The 24,128-nt window shown below is 32.5% G+C and carries 21 protein-coding genes and 1 other annotated feature; of the genes, 13 read left to right on the plus strand and 8 right to left on the minus strand.

Translation table 11 applies throughout. The features are described 5' to 3' along the window. Positions 1-96: 96 nt before the first annotated feature. Positions 97-1,764: a formate--tetrahydrofolate ligase gene (locus LQ622_RS04085; protein ID WP_239774726.1), complete on the plus strand. Its 1,668-nt coding sequence runs from the start codon at positions 97-99 to the stop codon at positions 1,762-1,764. Positions 1,765-1,844: 80 nt separating this feature from the next. On the opposite strand, the gene LQ622_RS04090 is transcribed toward LQ622_RS04085, so the two are convergent. After that, complete coding sequence (locus LQ622_RS04090; RefSeq protein ID WP_107565170.1) at positions 1,845-4,301, minus strand: transglycosylase domain-containing protein; 2,457 nt, start codon at positions 4,299-4,301, stop codon at positions 1,845-1,847. A 100-nt stretch (positions 4,302-4,401) separates the two neighbouring features. Continuing rightward, positions 4,402-4,591, plus strand: a binding site (T-box leader). 49 nt (positions 4,592-4,640) lie between these two features. Between LQ622_RS04090 and tyrS the strand changes: the two genes are divergently transcribed. The 3 genes from tyrS to LQ622_RS04105 all read left to right on the plus strand — a co-directional run bounded on the left by tyrS (position 4,641) and on the right by LQ622_RS04105 (position 7,456). Continuing rightward, positions 4,641-5,903 (plus strand): tyrosine--tRNA ligase, encoded by a 1,263-nt coding sequence (tyrS, locus tag LQ622_RS04095; protein ID WP_103361687.1) that lies wholly within the window; start codon positions 4,641-4,643, stop codon positions 5,901-5,903. 120 nt (positions 5,904-6,023) lie between these two features. Beyond that, positions 6,024-6,602, plus strand: a complete 579-nt coding sequence (locus tag LQ622_RS04100; protein WP_049318639.1) for a LemA family protein — start codon at positions 6,024-6,026, stop codon at positions 6,600-6,602. Beyond that, a complete protein-coding gene (locus LQ622_RS04105) occupies positions 6,602-7,456 on the plus strand; it encodes a TPM domain-containing protein (protein WP_239762026.1) in 855 nt (284 codons plus the stop codon). The genes LQ622_RS04100 and LQ622_RS04105 overlap by 1 nt, the downstream gene beginning before the upstream one ends. 59 nt (positions 7,457-7,515) lie before the next feature. Here the strand turns inward: LQ622_RS04105 and LQ622_RS04110 are convergent, their stop codons facing one another. Then, positions 7,516-8,772 carry a S1C family serine protease gene (locus tag LQ622_RS04110; protein ID WP_239762025.1) on the minus strand — a complete coding sequence of 419 codons (1,257 nt, stop codon included), beginning with the start codon at positions 8,770-8,772 and terminating at the stop codon, positions 7,516-7,518. 167 nt (positions 8,773-8,939) lie between these two features. Between LQ622_RS04110 and LQ622_RS04115 the strand changes: the two genes are divergently transcribed. The 3 genes from LQ622_RS04115 to LQ622_RS04125 all read left to right on the plus strand — a co-directional run bounded on the left by LQ622_RS04115 (position 8,940) and on the right by LQ622_RS04125 (position 11,517). After that, positions 8,940-9,569, plus strand: a complete 630-nt coding sequence (locus LQ622_RS04115) for a lysophospholipid acyltransferase family protein (RefSeq protein WP_126477584.1) — start codon at positions 8,940-8,942, stop codon at positions 9,567-9,569. 154 nt (positions 9,570-9,723) lie between these two features. Then, complete coding sequence (locus LQ622_RS04120) at positions 9,724-10,839, plus strand: HAD family hydrolase (protein ID WP_159315528.1); 1,116 nt, start codon at positions 9,724-9,726, stop codon at positions 10,837-10,839. A gap of 144 nt (positions 10,840-10,983) precedes the next feature. Then, a complete protein-coding gene (locus LQ622_RS04125; RefSeq protein WP_239762024.1) occupies positions 10,984-11,517 on the plus strand; it encodes a hypothetical protein in 534 nt (177 codons plus the stop codon). Positions 11,518-11,570: 53 nt separating this feature from the next. Here LQ622_RS04125 and serA read toward each other — a convergent pair whose 3' ends face one another. From serA to LQ622_RS04140, 3 genes are all read right to left on the minus strand, one after another. Next, on the minus strand, positions 11,571-13,166 hold the full coding sequence (gene serA / locus LQ622_RS04130) for a phosphoglycerate dehydrogenase (protein WP_025905517.1): 1,596 nt from the start codon (positions 13,164-13,166) through the stop codon (positions 11,571-11,573). Then, a complete protein-coding gene (locus LQ622_RS04135; protein ID WP_037588540.1) occupies positions 13,159-14,316 on the minus strand; it encodes a pyridoxal-phosphate-dependent aminotransferase family protein in 1,158 nt (385 codons plus the stop codon). Before LQ622_RS04135 ends, serA begins: the two co-directional genes overlap by 8 nt. A 101-nt stretch (positions 14,317-14,417) precedes the next feature. Beyond that, positions 14,418-14,861 carry an SACOL1771 family peroxiredoxin gene (locus tag LQ622_RS04140; protein ID WP_037588539.1) on the minus strand — a complete coding sequence of 148 codons (444 nt, stop codon included), beginning with the start codon at positions 14,859-14,861 and terminating at the stop codon, positions 14,418-14,420. A 73-nt stretch (positions 14,862-14,934) separates the two neighbouring features. On the opposite strand from LQ622_RS04140, the gene LQ622_RS04145 reads away from it, so the two are divergent. Further along, positions 14,935-15,687 carry a glycerophosphodiester phosphodiesterase gene (locus LQ622_RS04145; protein WP_037588537.1) on the plus strand — a complete coding sequence of 251 codons (753 nt, stop codon included), beginning with the start codon at positions 14,935-14,937 and terminating at the stop codon, positions 15,685-15,687. Between the two features lie 54 nt (positions 15,688-15,741). Here the strand turns inward: LQ622_RS04145 and rpsD are convergent, their stop codons facing one another. Then, positions 15,742-16,344 carry a 30S ribosomal protein S4 gene (rpsD, locus tag LQ622_RS04150; RefSeq protein WP_037588534.1) on the minus strand — a complete coding sequence of 201 codons (603 nt, stop codon included), beginning with the start codon at positions 16,342-16,344 and terminating at the stop codon, positions 15,742-15,744. Between the two features lie 225 nt (positions 16,345-16,569). Beyond that, entirely contained in the window at positions 16,570-17,034 is a 465-nt protein-coding gene (locus tag LQ622_RS04155) for a GAF domain-containing protein (RefSeq protein WP_037588533.1), read from the minus strand. A 136-nt stretch (positions 17,035-17,170) separates the two neighbouring features. Here LQ622_RS04155 and ezrA point away from each other — a divergent pair, with 136 nt between their 5' ends. The 4 genes from ezrA (at position 17,171) to LQ622_RS04175 (ending at position 22,183) form a co-directional block, all read left to right on the plus strand. Then, positions 17,171-18,865, plus strand: coding sequence for a septation ring formation regulator EzrA (ezrA, locus tag LQ622_RS04160; RefSeq protein WP_037588531.1), 1,695 nt, complete (start codon positions 17,171-17,173; stop codon positions 18,863-18,865). 144 nt (positions 18,866-19,009) lie between these two features. Then, positions 19,010-20,155: a cysteine desulfurase family protein gene (locus tag LQ622_RS04165; RefSeq protein ID WP_204252559.1), complete on the plus strand. Its 1,146-nt coding sequence runs from the start codon at positions 19,010-19,012 to the stop codon at positions 20,153-20,155. Next, on the plus strand, positions 20,145-21,362 hold the full coding sequence (thiI, locus tag LQ622_RS04170; protein WP_037588526.1) for a tRNA uracil 4-sulfurtransferase ThiI: 1,218 nt from the start codon (positions 20,145-20,147) through the stop codon (positions 21,360-21,362). Before LQ622_RS04165 ends, thiI begins: the two co-directional genes overlap by 11 nt. Positions 21,363-21,409: 47 nt before the next feature. Next, on the plus strand, positions 21,410-22,183 hold the full coding sequence (locus tag LQ622_RS04175; protein ID WP_025905508.1) for a sulfite exporter TauE/SafE family protein: 774 nt from the start codon (positions 21,410-21,412) through the stop codon (positions 22,181-22,183). 57 nt (positions 22,184-22,240) lie between these two features. On the opposite strand, the gene LQ622_RS04180 is transcribed toward LQ622_RS04175, so the two are convergent. Further along, the gene (locus LQ622_RS04180) at positions 22,241-23,044 is read right to left on the minus strand and encodes an NAD kinase (RefSeq protein WP_025905507.1); all 804 of its coding nucleotides are present in this window, start codon (positions 23,042-23,044) and stop codon (positions 22,241-22,243) included. A gap of 85 nt (positions 23,045-23,129) precedes the next feature. On the opposite strand from LQ622_RS04180, the gene sppA reads away from it, so the two are divergent. After that, positions 23,130-24,125, plus strand: a complete 996-nt coding sequence (gene sppA / locus LQ622_RS04185; protein WP_204170162.1) for a signal peptide peptidase SppA — start codon at positions 23,130-23,132, stop codon at positions 24,123-24,125. Positions 24,126-24,128 lie beyond the last annotated feature (3 nt).

Genomic DNA, 24,128 nt, shown 5'->3' on the forward strand with positions numbered 1-24,128 from the left:
CATATCGACTTTTATGAGTGAATTGTATATCCTAATAGTGTTAGGATATGTCATTTAATATTTAATTTGTAATATAAATTTAAGGAGTGAACGATGTTGAGTCATTTATCAGATTTAGAAATTGCAAAACAAAGTACTTTAAGACCAATTAGTGAAATAGCTGAGAAGGTGGGGATTTCTCATGAAGCTTTGGAACCTTATGGTCACTATAAAGGAAAAGTTAATATTACAAAGCTAAATGATCTAGAGGAAAAAGGTAAAGTTGTACTTGTAACAGCTTTAAGTCCAACGCCAGCTGGTGAAGGTAAATCAACGGTAACGGTTGGATTAGCAGATGCCTTTAATCAACTTAATCAAAATGTAATGGTCGCATTAAGAGAGCCTTCACTTGGTCCTGTATTTGGTATGAAAGGTGGCGCAACAGGTGGTGGTTATGCACAAGTTTTACCAATGGAAGAAATCAATTTACATTTTAATGGTGACTTACACGCGATAACGACTGCAAACAATGCGTTGTCAGCATTTATCGATAATCATATCTATCAAGGTAACGAACTTAATATTGATTCTAGACGAGTTGAATGGAAACGTGTACTTGATATGAATGATAGAGAGTTACGTCAAGTTGTAGTTGGTTTAGGTGGTCCAACAAGAGGTGTACCAAGAGAAGATGGTTTTGATATCACTGTTGCATCTGAAATAATGGCTATATTCTGTTTATCAAACGGCATTAAAGATTTAAAAGAAAATCTAGCTAACATTACAATTGGCTATAATGTGGATAAGCAACCCGTAACGGTTCGTGATTTAAAAGTAGAAGGTGCTTTAACACTTATTTTAAAAGACGCGCTAAAACCTAACATTGTACAAACGATAGAAGGCACACCTGCATTAGTACATGGTGGACCTTTTGCGAACATTGCGCATGGATGTAATTCAATTATTGCTACGAATACTGCTAGAAAGTTAGCGGATATCGTCGTAACAGAAAGTGGATTTGGTTCAGATTTAGGTGCAGAGAAGTTTTTAAATATCAAAACACGCAAAGCTGGATTTGATCCAAGTGCAGTTGTTATAGTCGCAACTATTCGTGCGTTAAAAATGCATGGCGGTGTAGCAAAAACTGATCTTAAAGAAGAAAATGTTCAAGCTGTTCAACAAGGTATCGTAAACCTAGAACGACATGTCAATAATATTAAACAGTTTGGCGTTGAGCCTGTTGTAGCAATTAATGCGTTTATTCACGATACAGATGATGAAGTACAAGTTGTCTTAGATTGGTGTAAAGAAAATAACGTAAAAGTAGCTTTAACAGAAGTTTGGGAAAAAGGCGGAAAAGGTGGCGTCGAACTTGCTAAAGAAGTATTAAAAGTATTAGAAACGCCACAATCCTTTAAACATCTTTATGACTTGGATTTATCTATAGAAGAAAAAATAGAAACAATTGTTCAGAAAGTATACGGCGGTAGATCTGTTAAATTCAGTGATAAAGCCTTAAAACAATTGAAGACAATTAAAGAAAACGGTTGGGATAAATATCCAGTTTGTATGGCGAAAACACAATATTCATTTACAGATGATCCAAAAGAACTTGGTGCACCAGTAGACTTTGATATAACAATTAGAGAATTATCACCAAGAACTGGTGCAGGATTTATCGTAGCATTAACAGGGGACATCATGACAATGCCAGGTTTACCAAAGAAACCAGCAGCATTAAATATGGATGTTAACGAAGACGGTTCTGCAGTAGGATTATTCTAAATAGAATATAAGTCAACAAAAAATAACACCTCATTTTCACTGAAAATGAGGTGTTATTTATTTTGAACTAGAAAGTTTATCTAATTATTGCCACTTGGTGGTGCGGTGCTTGTACCACTGGATGGCTTGCTATTGCTGTTTGAACTACTATTATTGCTGCTTGATTTATATGACCAAGCTTCTTTAGAATTTTTAGAGACGCGTTCTTTAGGTTTAACTTTTGATGATGTGTTTGTATCAATTGCTTGTCCTAGTCGTTTTAATACATAGTCAGAATTAATATCTTTATTCGAAGTATCGACTTTGTCAGATATTAATGTAGAAGATTTAGATTCACCACTACTACAGCTTCCTGTAGAATTTGTGTATTGGCAAATTGTGTCTTCTTTAACTGTGCTAGGTCTAGAGAATTCACTATCGTATCCTAATTTTTCTCTATCTGTAGAAGATAATGCATTAACCATATCTCTCCACATAAATAATTGATAATGACTGTCTTCATCAAATGTTATTGGTTGGTCATAACCCATCCAAATACCTAGTGTAACTTTTGGTGTATAGCCTACAAACAAGCTATCTTTAGCATCTTGTGATGTACCTGTTTTACCAGCCCAGTTACCGTCAAATGAATTCTTAATTTGATAACCTGAACCGTCATCAAGTACACCTTCTAAAATACTTGTTGTTAAATATGTTGTTGATTCACTAAAGATACGTTTAGGATCTTTTTTGTGTTGATAAATCACTTCACCATCTCGTGATTTAATAGATTCAATCATATAACTTTCATTATATTCACCTTTATTAGCTAAAGTACTGTAACCATTCACATCTTGTTCTAATGTGAAGTCTGCTGTACCAAGTGTTAAGGCTAAACCATCTTGGATATCTTTAGGTACGGTCATACCCATTTTATTTAAGTTTTCCCATGGTTTGTAGTCTTGAACATTGCTATACAATCTTAAAGTACTTAAGTTTAAAGAATTTCTTAAAGCATAATCTGCTGTTACTGGTCCAAATTCTCTTCTATCGTAGTTATCAGGTGAATAACCTTGGAAGTCGAATTTTTTATCCAGTAGGGCAGTGTTTGGTGTGATTAATCCATTTTCAAATGCTGGTGCATAAGTGAGTAATGGTTTCATTGTTGAACCTGGTGAACGTTTAGCACTTGTTGCATGATTGATTTGTGATTTTTCGTAATCTCTACCACCAACGAACGCTAGAATTTTACCAGATTGATTTTCTTTTAATAATGCACCGACTTCATGTTGGAACTCTTTGGAAGCTTTTTTACCTTCACTGTTTGTATAACTTGCTTCTCTATCCCAAGAGTAGCTACCAGAATTATCTTTAACTTCTTGAAGTTTATCGTACATATCTTTTTCAATCGTTGTATCTACACGGTAACCTTCAGTTCGCATAGCTTGATTAGCTTTTTCAGTATATTTCGTCATAAGAACTGGCGTTTGATCAAGTTCTTTCTTAGAAATATTATCTTCTTTAGCTAAATGATATTTAAGGATATCGACAGTACGTTTTTCAACTTCTTCAGTTAAGAATGGATATTTCTGATTAGGTTCTTCAACTTTATCAACAAATGATTTCTTGATGTCGAATTTTAATGCTTCATCGTATTCTTTTTTCGTAATTTTTTCTTCTTGATACATTCTTTTCAGAACATAGTGTTGACGATTGATGCCGTATTTCAAGGATTCATCATCTTTCAAATCACCATTCGGTAAGAAAGGTGTGTATGTGTATGGATTCTGTGGTAATCCAGCAAGATACGCAGATTGTGCGATGTTTAAATTCTTAGCTGATTTACCAAATACACCTTGAGCAGCGGCTTCAATACCCGCTATATTAGAACCATTTGAATTTCTTCCGAATGAAACGACGTTTAAGTAACTATCAATAATTTCTTCTTTTGATAAGTTCTTTTCAACATTCATTGAAAGTAGCATTTCTTTAGCTTTACGTTCAAATGATGTTTCATTAGTTAAAAGTTGGTTCTTAACAAGTTGTTGCGTTAATGTACTCCCGCCAGAAGAATTAGCACTACCAAGTACTTCTTGTACTGATGCTCTTATAAAAGCTTTAGGTACAATACCGTTATGGTTATAGAAGTCTTCATCTTCTGTTGATATAAGTGCATTTTTAACATTCTTACTTATGTCTTTCCCTTTAATAACATCCCTTTGGACATCACTTTTTAATCGACCAAGTGACTCTCCAGAACCAAAATAAACAGATGTACTTTCTGTCATTGAATAAAGTTGTTGCTTCATTTCTTTTTTAGACATTACTTTTTCATCTTTGACAAGTCCTGCGAAGTATCCGCCGCCAATACCCAATCCTAAAGCTAATAATAAACAACTAATAAATACAATAATGAAAAATAAATTGCTTATTACATTGTATGTAGTATGGAATATGAGTTTTGGGGACCATTTTGTTTCTTTAAAAGTATCTTTATATTTCTTACTTGAACGATTAAATTGTTCTTTAAGTTTGTTTTTAGACTGATTTGAACTCAAATTTTTACCTCCAATCTAATCATCAATATTATAACATATATGTTTAGTGTTGACTTTTAAAAAAGTTAGCATTATACTTTGTAATTAATTGCATAAGGTAATGAACTAAAGGAGAAGTAGTGATTATTTTCTTTTTAAGAGAGTCAGTGGTGCTGCGAACTGATAAAGTGATAATGATGAATACACCTTTATAACAACAAGTTCAACGTTTTTAATGTACGTAACATTAAAGAGTGATGATGTATTTACATCATAAGTATGGTGGTACCGTGTATTCAAGCACCCTTACATTTTTTGTGAGGGTGCTTTTTTATATTCTATTTTAGAGGAGGAAATATAATGACAAATGAACTTTTAGAAGATTTAAAATGGAGAGGTTTAATTTATCAACAAACTGATGAACAAGAAATTGAAGACTTATTAAATAGAGAGTCAGTTAAAATATATTGTGGTGCAGATCCTACAGCTGATAGTTTGCACATTGGACATTTATTACCATATTTAACATTACGTCGTTTCCAAAACCATGGACACACACCAATCGTCTTAGTCGGTGGTGGTACAGGTATGATTGGTGACCCATCAGGACGTTCAGAAGAAAGAAAATTACAAACTGATGAACAAGTTGAAGCTAACGTAAGAGGAATCATGAATCAAATGCATAAAATATTTGATTTTGAAGGTGAAGACTCAGCGATTCTTGTTAACAATAAAGATTGGTTAAAAGAAATAGACTTAATTTCATTCTTAAGAGATTACGCTAAACACGTGGGTGTAAACTACATGTTAGCGAAAGATTCTGTTAAGACAAGATTAGAAACAGGTATTTCATACACTGAGTTTACGTACATGATTTTACAAGCAATTGATTTCGGATACTTAAACCGTAATTATGATTGTAAAATGCAAATCGGTGGTTCAGACCAATGGGGTAACATCACGACAGGATTAGATTTAATGAGAAGAATGTACGGTGACACTGAAGCTTACGGTTTCACAATTCCACTTGTTACAAAAGCAGATGGTAAAAAATTCGGTAAATCTGAATCAGGTACTGTATGGTTAGATAGAAGTAAAACATCAGCTTACGAGTTATACCAATTCTGGATTAATTCACAAGATGCTGATGTTGTGAAATACTTGAAATACTTTACTTTCCTTGATAGAGAAGAAATTGAAAGACTTGAAAAAACAGTTGAAGAAGCACCTCATTTAAGAGAAGCTCAAAAAGTATTAGCTGAAGAAATGGTTCGCTTTATACATGGTGAAGAAGCTGTAGAAGAAGCTAAAAGAATTACAGATGCACTATTTAAAGGCGATATTAAATCATTAACAAAATCTGAAATCGTAGAAGGTTTTAAAGACGTGCCAACAGCTGAAGTAAGTTCTGAAACTGTACAACTTGTTGACTTTATTATTGAAGCAGGTGTTTCTCCTTCAAAACGACAAGCACGTGAAGATATCACAAATGGTGCAATCTACTTAAACGGTGAACGTATTCAAGATGTTAACCACGAGATTTCAAGCGAAGATAAAATAGATGATGAATTTACAATTGTTAGAAGAGGTAAAAAGAAATACACAATGGTTAAATACGTTTAATATTTATGAGTTATAATGGCTGAGACAACGATGTTTGTCTCAGTCTTTTTTCGCATACATATGGTATTTATTGTATAATAAAGAAGACCATTTATTTATAACAAGAAAGGGAGACATTTAATGAAAAAATATTTAGGACCAATTATTGTTGTTGTAGCAGTAATTGTTATTATTGGCTTATTTATGATCGGTCCATACAATAGATTAGTTGGACTTGAAGAAGAAGCGGATAAGTCATTATCTAATATTGATAATCAGCTTCAAAGACGTGTTGACTTAATTCCTAACTTAGTTGATACAGTTAAAGGTTACACGAAACATGAAGAAAAAGTATTTAAAGATGTATCAGATGCACGTAGTAAATTAGCAGGTGCGAATACGCCAGAAGAAAAAGCAGAAGCAAATGGAGAAGTTAATAGTGCGTTAAGTCGTTTACTTGCTATCAGTGAAAATTATCCAGATTTAAAAGCAGATAAGCAATTTACAGGATTAAGAGACGAATTAGCTGGTACTGAGAATAGAATTGCAGTAGCTAGAAAAGATTATAATGAATCTATTAATGAATATAATCAAGCTACTCGTAGATTCCCATCTAGTATCGTAGCAGGATTGTTTAATTTTGATAAGAAAGAATATTTCCAAGCCAAAGGTGAAGCTAAAGATGCACCAAAAGTTGACTTTGGCGGAGACGAATCTTAATGAAATCAATGTTTAAACGATTTTGTGTCTTGCTTATTGTTAGCTTTTTTTCACTAAGTTATGTCGTACATGCAGCTGATGATAAATTTCCTAAGTTAGAACAGCCTGTATTTGTACAAGATCATGCTAAATTAATGTCTGATCAAGATAAAGACAAAATTAATCAAAAAGGTCAAAAATTACAAGATGGAACAGATGCAGATATCTTGTTAATGACGATGAAATCAATAGGTCAAACACCTCGCCAAGATTATGCGTTAGAAGCGGGGCGACACTATAAAGTTGGTGACCAAAAGCATAATCGTGGGATTGTTATCCTATTAAATATGGATAACGGTAATGAGAACAATAATAGAGGTATTGATATAGCAGTTGGAGATGGACTTGAAGGTGTCCTCAATGACTCTAAAGTTGGGGAATTGATCGATTCTAAATTCATGCCTTACCAAAAGAAAGCTGCTCAAACTAAAGATACTAAAAAAGCAAACGCTTATTACAGTCAAGGTTTAACAAATTTATATGATGCAGTGTGGGATGAAGTAGCTAAAAGTTACGGATACGATGGTAAAAAGTTCACAGAAGACGAACCACAAAGTAGTGGGTTAGGAAAAATACCATTTATCATCTTTATCATATTTATTATTGTATTCTTCATTATTTACTTCAAAAATGGAGGCGGTAGACCTCCAAGAGGTGGAAATAGAAGAGGTACAAGACGCGGTATGACTGGTCCATTTATCTTTGGAGGCTCATCAGGTAGTTCTGGTGGCGGTTTCTCAGGTGGAGGATTCTCCGGAGGTGGCTTCGGCGGAGGAGGCGGCTTCTCTGGCGGTGGCGCAGGTAGAGGATTCTAGTTTGAAATATGTATATAGAAAAAGCATGCAACTCAATATGAGTTGCATGCTTTTTTGAATTAGTTTTGTTCTTTCAATGTGATTTTTGTTGTATGTGTTTTGCCATCTCTAATGTATTTGATTGTGATTTTGTCACCTGGTTTTTTCTCAGTGTAGATATAATTTTTAATATCAGAAACGTCTGATACATCTTTATCGTCTACTTTTGTGATGACATCATCTTTTTTAAGCCCGTTGTCTGCTTTTTTATCTACTTCAGAAATGTAAACACCTTTATCTGTAGTGAGATTTAATTCTTTCTTATATTGGTTTGGTATATCATCTATTGAAATCATGCTGATGCCGATATAAGGTCGTGTTACTTTACCGTCATCCATAATATCTTTAATGATATTATTTACTTCATTACTTGGTATTGCAAAGCCGATACCTTCTACATCTGATCTTGAAATTTTCATTGAGTTAATACCGATAAGGTTACCGTTTAAGTCGATTAATGCGCCACCTGAGTTACCTGGGTTTATGGCAGCATCTGTTTGAATAACTGTTGCTTCTGTACCACCTTGAGAAGTTTGTACATTCATCGTACGTTCTTCTGAAGAAATAATACCTTGAGTCACACTGTTTGCAAATTCTACACCTAATGGGTTACCTAAAGCAAATACTGTTTCACCAGCTTTAACTTTAGATGAATCTGCGAATTTAATTGGTTTTATATTATAATTGCCTTCTATTTTTAATACTGCTAAGTCTGTCATAACATCTGTACCGACAAGTTTGGCTTTCACTGATTTATCATTGTGAAGGCGAACTTCTATTTCATTTGCACCTTCTATAACATGGTTGTTCGTTACGATATAAGTACTATTACCATTAGATTGATAAATCACGCCTGTACCTGTTCCCGTTTCTTCTGAATCACCAGACCCATCTGAATCCTCGGAGTTGTTACCACCGAAAAATGATTCTAGTCCGCTTGCTTTTTGTTTGTTTATAACACCTACAATTGAAGGTGAAACATCTTCAATCATTTTAGAAACGGATTTGTTACTTGATTTATTATCTTTAATATTGCCACCTTTTTCATTAGCTGGTGCTTTTGTAATATTTGCTTCATCATTATAATTGCTAAATACATCTACTATTTTAGTCCCGCCGATATATAATGCGAGTATTAATACCGCACCTAAAATACCAGAAATAAATGGGATAAGACAACTTTGATACCAAGGGATTTTATTTTTTTGTTTGTAATAGTAACCATTTGAAGTTGTCTTATTAATATTTTGTTGATCCTCATTTTGATTTTGATCCATTGTATTGCCTCCTTAAACACTGTCCATAAAATAATTATTATAGAAATTCTTTTAAAAAGCTAATGATATGGTCGTTTTAAATTGTTACAATATTTTGTATGAAAACTTGTTACGTAAGTACGACAATGATAGAATATGTATATCATTAAGAAGAGAGTGGTCATTAAATGTATAAATTTGCGAGTACTGTTTTACATACTATTTTTCAAAAATTCGGGAAACAAATTGTAGCAATCGACAAAGAAAAAGTTCCTGATGAACCTTATATCGTTACATGTACACATACAGGATATGTAGAAGTGATCATGTTAGCTTTAAGTTTATATCCTACAGAAATTAATTATATGGCTAAAAAGGAATTGTTTTCGAAAGACTGGTCAGATAAGTTCTTTCATTCATTGAATGCATTTCCAGTTGATAGAGAAAAACCAGGTCCAAGTACTTTAAAAATACCTGTTAAATTATTAAATGAAGGTAAAAGTGTCGGTATCTTCCCATCTGGTCATAGAGCAGAAACAGGAGAAGCACCATTAAAAAGAGGGGCTGCAACGATTGCTGTATTAAGTAACAAACCGATTGTACCAGCTGCTTTTGAAGGACCTAAACAAGTTAAATCAATTTTTGGATTTAGACAAAAGTCGTTTATTAAATTTGGAGATCCGATTGATCCAAACGACTTTCCAAGTGATATGAAGAAAAGTGAAAAAATCGCTAAAATTATGACTTTATTAGAAGAAAGAACGAATACTTTACAAAAAGAAGTGACGTATATCGCTCAGAAATCTAGACAAAAATAACATTTAAAAATCTTACAAGCGACCATTTGCTTGTAAGATTTTTTTGTATTTTAAACTAAAACGTTTTCATTTATCTTATGTTGTAATACTACTGTATTCAGTAATAATCTATGCTAAAATTATAATCAGAATGTTCAAAAAATGGAGGCATAATATGAAACAAGTATTATTTGATGTAGACGGTGTTTTTTTAAGTGAAGAAAGATGTTTTGATGTTTCTGCTTTAACAGTTTATGAAATTTTACATAGTGAAGCTTTTTTAAACTTAAAAGGAACAGTAGACATAGAAACATTAGACGAACAAGATATTAAACAAATTAGAAAAGACATATTTATTGATGATCAAATTCTGAATCAACTTAAGTCTTTAGGTTTAAATTCTAACTGGGATATGCTTTTTATTGTGATTAGTACACATTTAATTGAATTGTTAAAGCGATCAAAAGCTACAAATCTTGACTTGAGTAACGTTAACTTTGACGACAATACTTTGAAAAATTATGCTCAACAAATAGTAGGTAAAGAGATAAATATAGAAACTCCTCGTCGATTTTTATCTAAAGCGACTTCCGGTAAAGAAAATATTTATCATGATCTTATCGCTTTTGCACAAGAAGAACTAAATGTAGAAGATGCTTCAATTTTTGAACTGAAAAGTAAGTTCTGGGATGTAGCACAAGAAGTATATCAAGAATGGTACTTAGGTACTGAGTTATATCAAGAAGTTGAACATAAGACACCTCGTACAACTTTTAAAAATGGTTATATAAAAGAAGAAGTAGTGTTAGCTGATGTGGATGAAGTGACACAATTGCTAGAAGATTTGAAAGAAGCAGGCTATCAAATTGGTATTGCTACAGGTAGACCAAGAACAGAAACAATCGTTCCATTTGAAACAATCGGTTGGTTAAAACAATTTGATGAATTCCATATTGGAACAGCATCAGAAGTGCTTAAAGCAGAAACAACATATCCAGAATTTAAACCACTCGGTAAACCAAATCCGTTTAGCTATTTAATAGCGAATGGTGGAAATGACCCAGAGAACTATTTAACTTATATTAAAGAACAAGAACAAGTGTTTAGTGAGCAAGATATATATATAGTAGGTGATTCATTAGCTGATTTATTGAGTGCACAAAAAACAGGTGCAACATTTATAGGCACACTCACTGGATTAAAAGGTCAGTCAGCAAGAGCAGAGTTAGAAGATTATGATGCTGATTTTATTGTAGATAACGTATTAGATATTAGAAACGTATTATTATAAATTGAAAATCTCACAAATCATCAAAGAATTGTGGGATTTTTTGATGAATAAAAATTTTATAAGATTTCATTACAATATTTACTTACAAATATTGTATAATAGAACTGTGGAAAAATTTTGAAAAAACAAATGGGGGTTGGAATTATGTATATTGATATTTTACTTAAAAATCATGATGCTGATAGAAACCACTTTATAAGGCAAACTGGGTTCTCTCATAAGAAAATTTCTAAACTCAATAAGCAAGATCCTAATTCGTATAGTGATGATTTAATAAAAGAGATTGCTCAATTTCTTAATTTAAGCTATGACAGTACTAGAAATGAATTACGGCAAATTAAAGAAAAGGGGACACTTTATAAAGCGCAAACTGTCGAAGAACTAAAGATTGTGATTGATACGAGTCCTAAAGAATTTATAGTGAGTAAAGAGGTTTATAGTCTGATTAATGATATCAAGCAATCTGATATATCTCATGATCAACAATATATGAAAGACGTTTCTCAAACTGTTTTAACGTCATTTATTTTATGGATTGTTGGTAAAGTGAAAAGTATTGGTAAATCATCTGAAGAAAAATTGATCAATGATTTAAGGTTACATATCTTAACGTACTATGATATTCATGAAATGAACAACAATCGAGCAAGACTCGTACTGAAAGCATTTGTTAGTTAAATATGCATAATAAAAACCACGTGCTAGCTGAATGCTAAAACGTGGTTTATTGTTTATAGTTGTTTATTTAGTTCGACTTTTTTAATGCTTTGGAAGCCATCAATAGCAAATAAGTCATCTATTGTTTCATCTGAAGCTTCATCATCTATTGATAATATCATTAATGCTTCTCCACCGATAGAATGTCTACCTAAGTGCATTGAAGCAATATTAATGCCATGTTCTCCTAAGATTTGTCCCATTTTACCTACGATACCTGGTCTGTCATTATGATGGATAAGTAACATATGCTTTTCTGGTTTGAAATCTACTGGATAGTCATTGATTCTTACGATACGAGGTCCATAACCATTTAATACAGTTGAACCGATTTTAATAGAATGATCTTTGTTCACTAATTCCAATTCAATATAGTTGCTGAAACCATATTTTTTACTATTTTTTTCGATTTGATACGTTACACCTTGTTCATTTAACAATACGAGTGCATTGATTAAATTAACATGATCACCTAAGTCTTGTTGTAAGACACCCATAACAAGTTGTCTTGTAATTAAACTTGTATCATCTAATGCAATTTCACCATGATATTTAATTTTTAATTCTCTTGGACCTTTTTCAAATAGTTGGATACCAACTTCACCAGTTGTTCTACTTAATTCAACAAAAGGTCTAAGTTCTGCTTCAACTTCACCAGACATTTGTGGTGCGTTTACAGCATGTAAGACGTTATTATTTTCAAAGATATCAATGATTTCATTTGCAACAGATACTGCAACTTTTTCTTGAGCTTCAATAGTTGAAGCACCAAGATGTGGTGTTACGATGATTTTTTCATGTTGCGTAAGCGGTGTGTTATTTGCTGGTTCTTCAGTAAATACGTCTAGAGCGGCTTTTTCGATTTTACCTTCATCAAGTGCTTTAATTAAGGCATCTTCATCGATAATACCACCTCTAGCAACGTTGATGATTTGTAAGTTAGGTTTCGCCTTATTGAAGAAGTCTTCATTTACAAGTCCTTTAGTCTTTGGTGTAAGAGGGGTATGCACTGTAATGAAGTCTGCTTGTTCAGCAATTTCGTCTACAGTTGCTCTCGTAATTTCTAAACGTTTCGCATCATCGCTAGATAAATAAGGGTCAAATGCAAGAATGTTCATGCCGAAACTTTGAGCACGTTTGGCAACACCTAAACCGATTCTACCTGCACCAATTACGCCAAGTGTCTTCTTGTATAATTCAGTCCCACGATATTTTTTTCTATCCCAATTACCCTCTTGTAAAGAGCGATGTGCTTCTGGAATATTTCGAGCCATAGAAAGAATCATTGCCATAGAATGTTCAGTTGCAGAAATAGTGTTACCATCAGGCGCATTAATAACAAGAATACCTTGTTTAGTTGCGTGATCGATATCAATATTATCAACACCAACACCAGCTCTAGCTACAACGCGAAGATTTTTTGCTGCATCTAGAATAGGGGGTGTGATTTGAGTTTGGCTTCTTACGATTAAAGCATCATAGTCACCGATAATGTTAACGATTTCTGATTCACTCAAGCCAGTTTTGATGTCTATTTCGAATTTTTCATGATCTGTTAAACTTTTTAAACCTTCTTCTGATATTGGATCGACTACAATTACTTTAAACATATTGATTAACTACCTCCTGGAATTTTGAAACACCTTTACCAAGTACTGATTGTTCTCGTATTTCTGAAAGTATAATTTCTAATGCGCTAATAAATTGCAACATGTCATTTGGAGAGACTTTACCCATGTGACCAACTCTTAATATTGTTCCTTTAAGATGCTGTTGTCCACCTGCAATTGTAATGTTGAATCTATTAAGTAATTCATCTTTAATCGTCTTAACTTCATCTTTATTTGGCACGAAAGCTGTTACAGTAGGTGAAGCAAATTCATCTTCAACTAATAGTTCCATATCTAAAGCTTTTAAACTTTCTCGAACGGCTGTTTTACATACTTCGTGTCTTTTGATTGTATTTTCAAATTTTTCTTCTTGAATTAAATCACAATAAGTTTGTACACCTCTAATAAGTGATACAGCTGGTGTGAAAGGTGTTGAATCATCGTTTAAAGAAGTTATGTATTTATTTAAATCTAAATAAAATCTTGAAGTTGTCACTTCTTTAAACCTTTCGATAGCTCTATCATTATATGCTACAAAAGCTGCTCCAGGTGGTAACATGATTGCTTTTTGACTACCTGAAACGAGCACATCGATGTTGTCTTGTTCCATATCTACCTCAACAGCCCCAATAATACTAACGCCATCGACTACAAAATAGATGTCAGGATTAAATTGTTTAACTAACTTACCTAAAGCATTAATAGGGTGTTTAACAGAAGTAGATGTTTCACAAAATTGTGTGAATACGGCTTTAACATCAACATTAAGTGAGTTTAAATATGTTTCAAATTCTTTTAAATCGACACCTTTTCCCCATTCAACTTCAAAAATATGTGCCTTAAATGGATATGAGGATGCGATTTTTCTAAACCTATCCCCAAAAGCGCCTGAAACAATAATGACAATATCATCTTCAGGATTCGCTACATTAACCATAGCTGCTTCAAGAGCACTTGTTCCTGATGAAGTTAGAATAGCAACAGGGTGTTTAGCCCCAAAAATTGTTTGTAAATCTCTCGATGCTTGATGGATAATTTGACTAAATTCCTTTGTTCTATGTCCTGTCATAGGTTGATTCATACTTTCTAAAATCTCCCTAGGAACAGTTGTAGGACCTGGTGCGAGTAATAAAGAATCATGCTGATACATATATATACACTCCTTACTGAATTTATGTTCTATATTGTAGCAAAGAAAATAGTAAAATAATAGTGAATTTATTGAAAATTCTGATTAAAACGCTTTCATTACTAAAATCTTATTTCACCTGTTGCTACAACTTGAACATTACCAGCTAAAGCACGTGTTATCATACAAGATTCTTCTGCTTTTTGAACAAGTCTGTTTAATCTTTTTTGTAAATTTTCATCTGGTTCTTCAGATAAATAAATAATAGGGAAATGTTCTATTTTTTTATAAGTGATCACGCCATCTTCGAAATCAACATGACCTTTAGAATCTACTTCGATTCTTTCAATATCAATTTCAGAGCGTTCAATCATTGCTGCCAATGTAATCATATAGCAAGTTGAAGCTGCACCTAGTAACATCTCGTCTGGATTTGTACCGATTTCTGGTCCGTCCATTACTTCAGGGATTGATACTCGAGTAGATAAATTATCAGTTGTAATATGGCCAGAAGCATTTCTGCCTTTAGTCCATGTTCCTTTTAAATTAAAAATATGTGTTGTCATATTCATGTTCCTTTCTATAATTAAAAATATTTGGGTATAATCTATAGTATGACTGATTTTAAAGGAGTAGACAATGAATGTGAATAATCAAAATTGCAAATTAAAAGTTGCACATAGAGGTGTTCCATCATTAGCACCAGAAAATACAATGATTTCTTTTAAACGTGCAATAGAATTCAATATAGATGTTCTTGAAATAGATATACATAGAACGATGGATGGTGAACTTGTTGTTATTCATGATCCAACAACGAACCGTACTTCACAAGAAAAAGGGGTAATCAATAAATTAACATATGAAACATTGAAAAAATATGATGTCGGTAAATGGAAAGGGCAAGCATATATTGGTGAACAAATTCCATTATTTCAAGATGTACTTAAATTAATAAAAGACACTCATATAAAGCTTCTAATAGAAATCAAGCAACCAGAAAACTATCCAAATATCGAATCAGATATTATTGCTATGATCAAACAACATGATATTTCGTACAATCAAATTATCATTCAGTCATTCAATAGAAATTCAATTCAACAAATAAACAGTTTATGGCCAGAAATAGAATTAGGTGTATTGATTAAGAAGAAAGACCGTTTTATAAGTAAAAGGGCAATTAAGAAAATAGGGGAGTATGCAAATTATATTAATCCGAATTATAAAATTGTAACGAGAAAATTTGTAGAGGCAGCACATGCATCGCAACTTAAGGTATTACCGTATACGATAAATGATAAATCTACGGCTCAAAAAATGTTAGATATAGGTGTTGATGGTTTAATATCGGATTATGCACATTTATTAGATGAATGGATGAAGTCATAAAATATAAAATAAAAAACCACTTTCGAAATGAAAGTGGTTTTGTTTGAACAAAGATTAACGAGAGTAGTACTCAACGATTAATTGTTCATTGATTTCAGCAGATAATTCGCTACGTTCTGGAACGCGTACGAAAGTACCTTCTAATTTGTCAGCATCGAATGATAAGTAATCAGGAACGTGATGACTTAATTCAACTGATTCTAATACGATGTTTAATTTTTGTGATTTTTCACGAACACCGATAGTTTGACCTGGTTTTAAAGTGTAAGATGGGATATCAACACGAGCGCCATCTACAGTAATGTGACCGTGGTTAACTAATTGACGTGCTTGACGACGCGTACGAGCTAAACCTAATTGGTAAACTACTGCGTCTAAACGTGAAGCTAATAGTGCCATGAAGTTATCACCGTGGATACCTTTCATGTTACCAGCTTTATCGAAAATAGTGCGGAATTGACGTTCGTTGATTCCGTACATGTAACGTAATTTTTGTTTCTCTTGTAATTGAAGACCATACTCAGATAATTTTTTACGTTGAGTTGGACCGTGTTGTCCTGGTACGTAAGGACGTTTTTCTAATTCTTTACCTGTGCCGCTTAATGAAATACCTAAACGACGTGATTTTTTCCAGTTTGAACCTCTAAATCTTGCCATTTTGAAGTTCCTCCTTTTTCTTGTTTGATTGTTATGAAGAAACAAGAAAGAATGTTAAATGCTCATAGGGATATGTTATATTTGTGTGCCTTCACCTTGCAGCCGCGGTTACACAACACGCCTTCTTTGGGAATAACATAGAGCCTTATAATATTTAACTGCTACTTTCGTTAATTCACACAAAAGCTATTATACATTTTTGTTTAGTTAATGTCAATTTATATTTTAAAGATGGATATGCTTTTCTAGTGTTTTGACAAGTAATTCTAAGCCTTCAAGATCAGTTTGATTAAATCTTGATTTAACAGGTGCATCTATATCTAACACACCGATGATTTCTTTGTTATAGTATATAGGTATAACGATTTCTGATTGGCTATTAGCATCACATGCTATATGCCCAGGGAATTGATTAACATCTTCAACAAGTTGTGATTGCTTTTCGGCAACAGCTGTTCCACAAACCCCTTTACCAATTTCAATGTCTACACAAGCTGGTAATCCTTGAAATGGACCAAGTTTTAAGGCATTATTTTTAATAAGATAAAATCCAACCCAATTAATGTTTGGTAAGAATTGGTTGATGAACGCAGATGCATTACTTAAATTAGCAATTAAATCTTGTTCTCCTGATAATAAACCATCTAATTGGCGGTTGAGTAATGAATAATCTAGTTGTTGTTCTGACATTTTTATTCCTCATTTCAATATTTATTTGAATTATATTACTATTTTATGATTTTGAATATGTTTTGCATAGAAAAAGGTTTGTTGGATATATATTTTACGTTATAATAAAGAGAACGATTTAGGAGGAGAATACATAATGGCAATTTATATAACACTTGCAGTTATAATCATTATATTAATTGGTATTGGTATAATGTTATGGTTGCGTACATCAAAGCGAAATTTGATTACTGAGACTGAGCAGCGTAAGCAAAAAATTAAGCAATTACCTTTTCAAGATGAATTAGCGAAGCTTAAAAAATTAAATATCCATGGTGAAGCTAAAGACAAGTATGACCAATTTAAGAGAGAATGGCAAACTGTTTTACAAGAAGATTTAAAAGTTGTAGATGCAAAAATTCATGATGCTGATGCAGAACTTGATAAATTTAAGTTCTCACAGTCAGAAGAAAGTATTGCTGATGCTAACAAAATAATGGATGGTATAGAAAAGAAATATACGCGCTTAACTCAGAGTGTTACAGAATTAATGACAACAGTGGAAACAAGCGACAAACTATACGATGAATCTAAACAGATTTATAGAGAAACGAAGAGAGAAGTATTAGCGAATAGACACCAGTTTGGGGATGCTGCTGAACTAATCGAAAAAAACATCGAAGCTTTTCTACCTAGAATTGAACAATATGAAGAACTTGTTGAAGATGGACACTACATTAAAGCAAGTGGTCATATCGATCAATTGAATACGGATATGAAACGTATGCAAGAAGATATGGAGGAAATTCCATTATTAATTAAAGATGTACAAAAAGAACTACCAGGTCAATTCCAAGACTTGAAATTTGGATGTAGAGATTTGAAAGTTGAAGGTTATAACCTTGAACACGTTAAAGTAGAAGGGACGCTTCAAACTTTACGTGGCAAATTAAATTTAGTTGAACCATTGATTGGGAGATTAGAATTAACGAAAGCAGAAAGCATTATTAATGAAATTAATGATTCTTTAGATGATATGTATGATTTAATCGAACATGAAGTGAAATCTAAAAATACTGTCGAACAATCTAAAGAAATTATTACAGATGAATTATTCCATGCTAAAGATATGAACTACACACTTCAAACTGAAATTGAATATGTTAAAGAGAACTATTATATTTCTGAAGAAGATGTACATAAAGTAAGACAGTATGAGAATGAAATTCAAAACTTAATCAGTGTATACGATGAAATTTTAGGTGAAATGGCTAAAACAAATGTACGCTATAGTGAAGTTGAAGATAATCTACTCTATATAGAAGAACATGTTAAAGTAATTAATGATAATCAACAAAAAATACAAAATCATTTAGTTTCTCTTAGAGAAGACGAAGCTACAGCTCAACAAAATACATTACGTGTTCAATCTAAGAAAGAAGAAATATATAGAAATTTATTAGCATCTAATTTACCAAGTGTACCTGAAAGATTTATCATTATGAAAAATGAAATTGATCACGAAATTCGTGAAGTAAATAAAATCTTTAGTCAAAGACCTATTAATGTACAATATGTGAAAGATAAAGTAAGTAACATTGTACTTCAAATGAATAAATTTGAAGATGAAACAACAGATGTACTTATCAATGCAGTTCATGCTGAAACATTAATTCAATATGGTAATAGATATAGAAAAGAAAATAATGAACTGAATAAGAGTCTTAATGAAGCAGAAAGACTGTTTGCTAACAATAGATATAAACGTGCTATTGAAATAGCTGAAGCGGCACTTGAAAAAGTAGAACCTGGTATCAGTGAAAAAATAGAAGAAGATGTAAATAAACGATAAGAACGTCATAAAGGCGAAGACATGGTAAATGTCTTTGCCTTTATTTTTTTTTCTGAGTTAGTGGATGTTTTTTCTAAGTCAATTAGTATATCTATACGAAATGACTTGTGGTATCATTATATAATGAAAAAAAGAGGTGACAGTATGATATATCTTGATAATGCTGCAACGACAAAGCCTAATGAGGACGTTATCCAAACATATACACAAATGAATCAACAATACTTTTTCAATCCAAATAGTCCTCATTCTGCCGGCATAAAGATTGCTCATTTACTTGATAAAGCAAGAGAAAATATTAAACAATATTTAAATTTAAAAGATCCATTCAATATTATATTTACAAGTGGTGCTACTGAATCGAATAATATCGCACTTCAAGGGATGGCCAAAGCGAAAAAGAGATTTGGTAATACAATCCTTACAACAAAGATGGAACATCCGTCAGTTCTTGAAACGATGAGAGGATTAGAGGACGAAGGTTTTAATTTGAAATATATTAAAACGACGAATGATGGCAAATTAGATATATCATCTTTACAAGAATTATTAAACGATGATGTTGTACTTGTTACATGTATGCATGTTAATAATGTAATGGGACAAATTCAACCGATTGAAGAAATTAGTCGAATTTTAGAAGAATATCCTAAAGTGCATTTTCATGTAGATGGTGTACAAGGTTTTGGGAAAGTACCATTAGATATTAATTTAGCGGATAGTTATAGTTTAAGCGCACATAAATTTCACGGACTAAAAGGTTCAGGTATTTTGGCAATTAAACAAATTAAATCGATTAAACAAATTATATTTGGTGGCGGACAAGAGCAAGGCTTAAGAAGCGGTACAGTTAATGCACCTGTCAATATTGCATTAGCAAAAGCGATGAGAATAATGAACGATCATATGGAAGATAATGCTCAAGCATTAAGTCAAAGAGGTAAAGAAATTAGAGCGTTTGTCGAACAATATAAAGGTGTCTTGATTAATTCACCAATCGATGCAGCACCATATATCTTAAATATTTCTTTTCCAGGTGTTAAAGGTGAAGTATTAGTCAATGCATTTTCTAAATTTGAAATTTATTTGTCTACAACGAGTGCATGTTCTTCAAAGAAAAGTTCTCATAATGAAACGTTAAAAGCAATGGGATTAAGCAACCTTGTTATTGAAGGAAGTATAAGAATAAGTATTGCACCAGATTTAACGAATGAACAAATAGAACGTTTTAAAGATGCCTTTGATAAAGTATATAAAGAGGTAAAGGAGTTAATAAAATATGAATTATGATCACATATTAGTGAGATACGGAGAGCTGACTTTAAAAACAGGTAATAGAAATATGTTTGTGAATAAATTAAAAGCAAATATCAAAAGCCGATTAATGCCACTTCAAGGTTATAAAGTACGTGCAAATCGTGACCGTATGTATATCGATGTACACGAAGGTTCTGACATTGAAGAAATGATGAGCAGAATTCAAACTGTGTTTGGCGTACATTCTGTAAGTCCAGTAGTTCGAATTGAAAAAGATTTAGATTTAATGAAAGAAGTCGCTTTAAAGTTTGCGCATGATTTTAAAGATGGTGACACATTTAAAATTGACGTCAAGCGTGCAGATAAAACGTTTGAACTTGATACTTTTCAATTGCAACAAGAATTAGGCGGTCATGTACTTCAAAATACTGATCATATAACAGTAAATGTTAAACAACCAGATCATAAAATTAAAGTAGAAGTTCGTAAAGATGCTATTTATATGTACAACCGCGTACTTGAAGGCGCTGGTGGATTACCTGTAGGAACTGGTGGTAAAACATTACTTATGCTTTCAGGTGGAATCGATTCACCAGTAGCAGGTATGGAAGTAATGAAACGAGGCGTGACAATTGAAGCTATTCATTTTCATAGTCCACCGTATACAAGTGAACAAGCTAAACAAAAAGTAATCGATTTAACAAAACAACTTGCACATTTAACAGGCGATATCAAATTGCATATTGTACCTTTTACAGAACTTCAAAAGCAAATTCATAAAGTCGTTGAAGAAAGCTATACAATGACAAGTACAAGAAGAATGATGTTAAGAGTTACTGAAAAAGTGGCACATGAAATTGGTGCACATGCAATTGTAAATGGTGAGAACTTAGGACAAGTAGCAAGTCAAACTTTAGGTAGTATGTATGCCATTAACAGCGTAACATCAATGCCAATTTTGCGTCCGTTACTTACATTTGATAAAGAAGACATTGTTAAAAAAGCGAAAGCTATTAATACATTTGATTTATCAATTCAACCATTTGAGGATTGTTGTACGATATTTACACCAAAAAATCCAAAGACAAATCCTAAATTAGAAAAAGTGGAATATTTTGAATCTAAATTTGATTTTGGTCCACTAATTGATGAAGCGGTTAAAAATGTAGAAACACTTACAATTTCTAAGCACGATGATTTGAATCAACAAAAAGACGAATGGATGGATGAACTACTTTAATACGAACGTTGGGATGTCGTTATCATTAAAGTAGAGGAGATATCCATATGGAGTTTGATTTAAATATATTATTAATCATTATTTTGTTTGGTTTAATTGCATCGTTTATCGATTCAGTTGTAGGTGGAGGAGGATTAATTTCTTTACCTGCATTACTAGCAGTGGGAATGGATCCAGCTACAGCTCTAGGTACAAATAAATTAGCGAGTTCATTCGGTTCATTTACGAGTACGATGAAATTTATAAGAGCGAAGAAAGTAGATTTCGATATTGTAGGTAAATTATTTCCATTATCCTTTGTAGGTTCGATATTCGGTGCGATTACTGCTACATATTTACCACCAGAATATTTAAAGCCATTGGCAATCATTATATTGGCACTTGTAACCATATACTCAATAGTAAAGAAAGATTGGGGAGACATTAATCGATATAAGAAATTGTCACTTAAAAAAGCAATCTTGTTTATTATTGGTGTAACGGTAATTGGTTATTATGATGGATTTCTCGGAGGCGGAACAGGATCATTCTTCCTATTTGCTTTATTAATGATTGGTCTTGATTATTTACACGCAGCCGGAAATGCTAAATTTTTAAACTTTGCTTCTAACATAGGTGCATTACTGTTATTTATGGTTTTAGGACATGTCAATTATATCTATGGATTAAGTATGGCAGTATCTATGGTTATCGGTTCGTATTTAGGGGTTACATTTGCTATCAAAAAAGGCGTATCTTACGTTAAAGTATTATTTATTATTGTAACGATAACGTTAATTCTCAAAAATCTATATGACTATATTAGTAGTCACTTTATGTAAAAAACACCTTAGCGTCTATGCGCTAAGGTGTTTTAGTTTATGGGTTGTTGCTTATTGTTATAAGAATTTTCTTTGTACTTTACTCCAGAATGAATTCTGAGGTAATTTCAGTGTTCGAATATATTTATCTTGAATTCTAAGTGAAATAAAGTCTGTTTCTTGTATGCTTAATGCTTCGTTATCTAGTCCCATAATTGGATAATAGTTACCTTCTTTATCAAGAATGATTTTAAGGGTTCTTGTATCACCCAATACTACTGAACTACTCACTGTTCTAAAATTATTGTTATTCAGTGATGCGATTTCAGTTAGTTGCATGCTTCTAATTTTAGGGTCAATAATTGCGCCGTCTAATGATTTGTTATATCCAGTTGATCCTGTTGGTGTTGAAATTAATAAACCATCTCCGTTGAATGCTTCGAAGTATTCGTCGTCAATGTATATTTCCATCTTCATCGGCTTGATGACACTTGATTTAATGTAAAAATCATTTAAACACATATAAGACATTTGGTTATTCAAGTTTACTTCTAGGACGGGATATTTTCTCACACTTACTTCATGAGAATCAATAGATTCAATTAAATGTGGAATGTCATCTATACTAAAATCTACATATAAATAATTCTGATCTAGTCGTGTTTTAATACCAATATATACTTTGTCTTTATTAAAGTTTGTTTTTCTACAAGCTTGTAAGAAACTCCCATCTCCCCCGACTGAAGCAATAATATCTGCATCATCGTAATTTGAAACAAATTCAAATCCGTGTGGTTCCATTTCTTTCTGGATTTTTTCACGTGTTTCTAATACGTCACGGTCTTTTGAACTAAATAAATAAATACGTTTATACGAAGTCATAATTTGTTCCTCCCAAAAGTTACAGTTATTATTAAAGTCTGTTATTATTATAAATGTAAATATTTAAAATAGAAAGGATGATACTATGTCTAAACGAATTATTGCGATAATCATCGCAGCTGTTTTAGTTGTAGGTGGTATAGTTGTCAGCACAGTTGGCATATTTTTAGACGATTCGTGGAAAAAAACAGTAACAGATTCAGATGGCATAAGTGAGTCTGTCGTATCTGGTAGTGATAGTAGTAGCAAAATTGTTAAATTATCAGTAGATGGTACCATTCAAGATACAGGTGTCCAAGAGTCATTATTTAGTGGTGGAGGGTATAATCATCAATCCTTCTTAAAACAACTTGATAAAATTAAAAAAGACGATCAAGTTAAAGGTGTACTTCTAGTTGTCAATTCACCAGGTGGTGGAACATATGAAAGTGATGAAATACATAAAAAATTAGAAGAAATTAAAGCTAAAGATAAAAAAGTTTATGTTCAAATGAAAAATATGGCAGCATCAGGTGGCTATTATATCTCAACACCAGCAGACAAAATTTATGCAGGTTCACAAACATTAACAGGTTCACTTGGGGTTATTATCTCAAGCATTAATTATTCAGAACTTGCGAATGATTTAGGTGTGAAAGATGAATCTGTAACTTCTGGTAAACATAAACAAATCTTGAACCCTATGAAAGAAATGTCGAAAGAAGAACGCGACATCATGCAATCCATTATTGATGATAGTTATAAACAATTTGTAAATGTCATTAAAGATGGTAGACATATGTCAGAATCAGAAGTTAAGAAATTAGCTGACGGTAGAATTTATTCAGCACAACAAGCTAAATCAAACGGTTTAATTGATGAAATTGGTTATGAAGATGATGCTATTAAAGCATTAAGAAGTGACATTAAATCCAAACATGCACAAGTTGTAACATATGATACAACAGGCGGATTCTTAAACTTCCCAATGGCTGCTAAAAGTAAACTTTCTTCTATGATAGGTTTAGATGATATGACTAAATATGAAGCCTTAATTAAAGCGAATAAATCACCACAACCTATGTATTTATACGGTGAATAAGGA

Source organism: Mammaliicoccus sp. N-M50, assembly GCF_022386995.1.
In the GTDB taxonomy this organism is placed as follows: domain Bacteria; phylum Bacillota; class Bacilli; order Staphylococcales; family Staphylococcaceae; genus Mammaliicoccus; species Mammaliicoccus sciuri_A.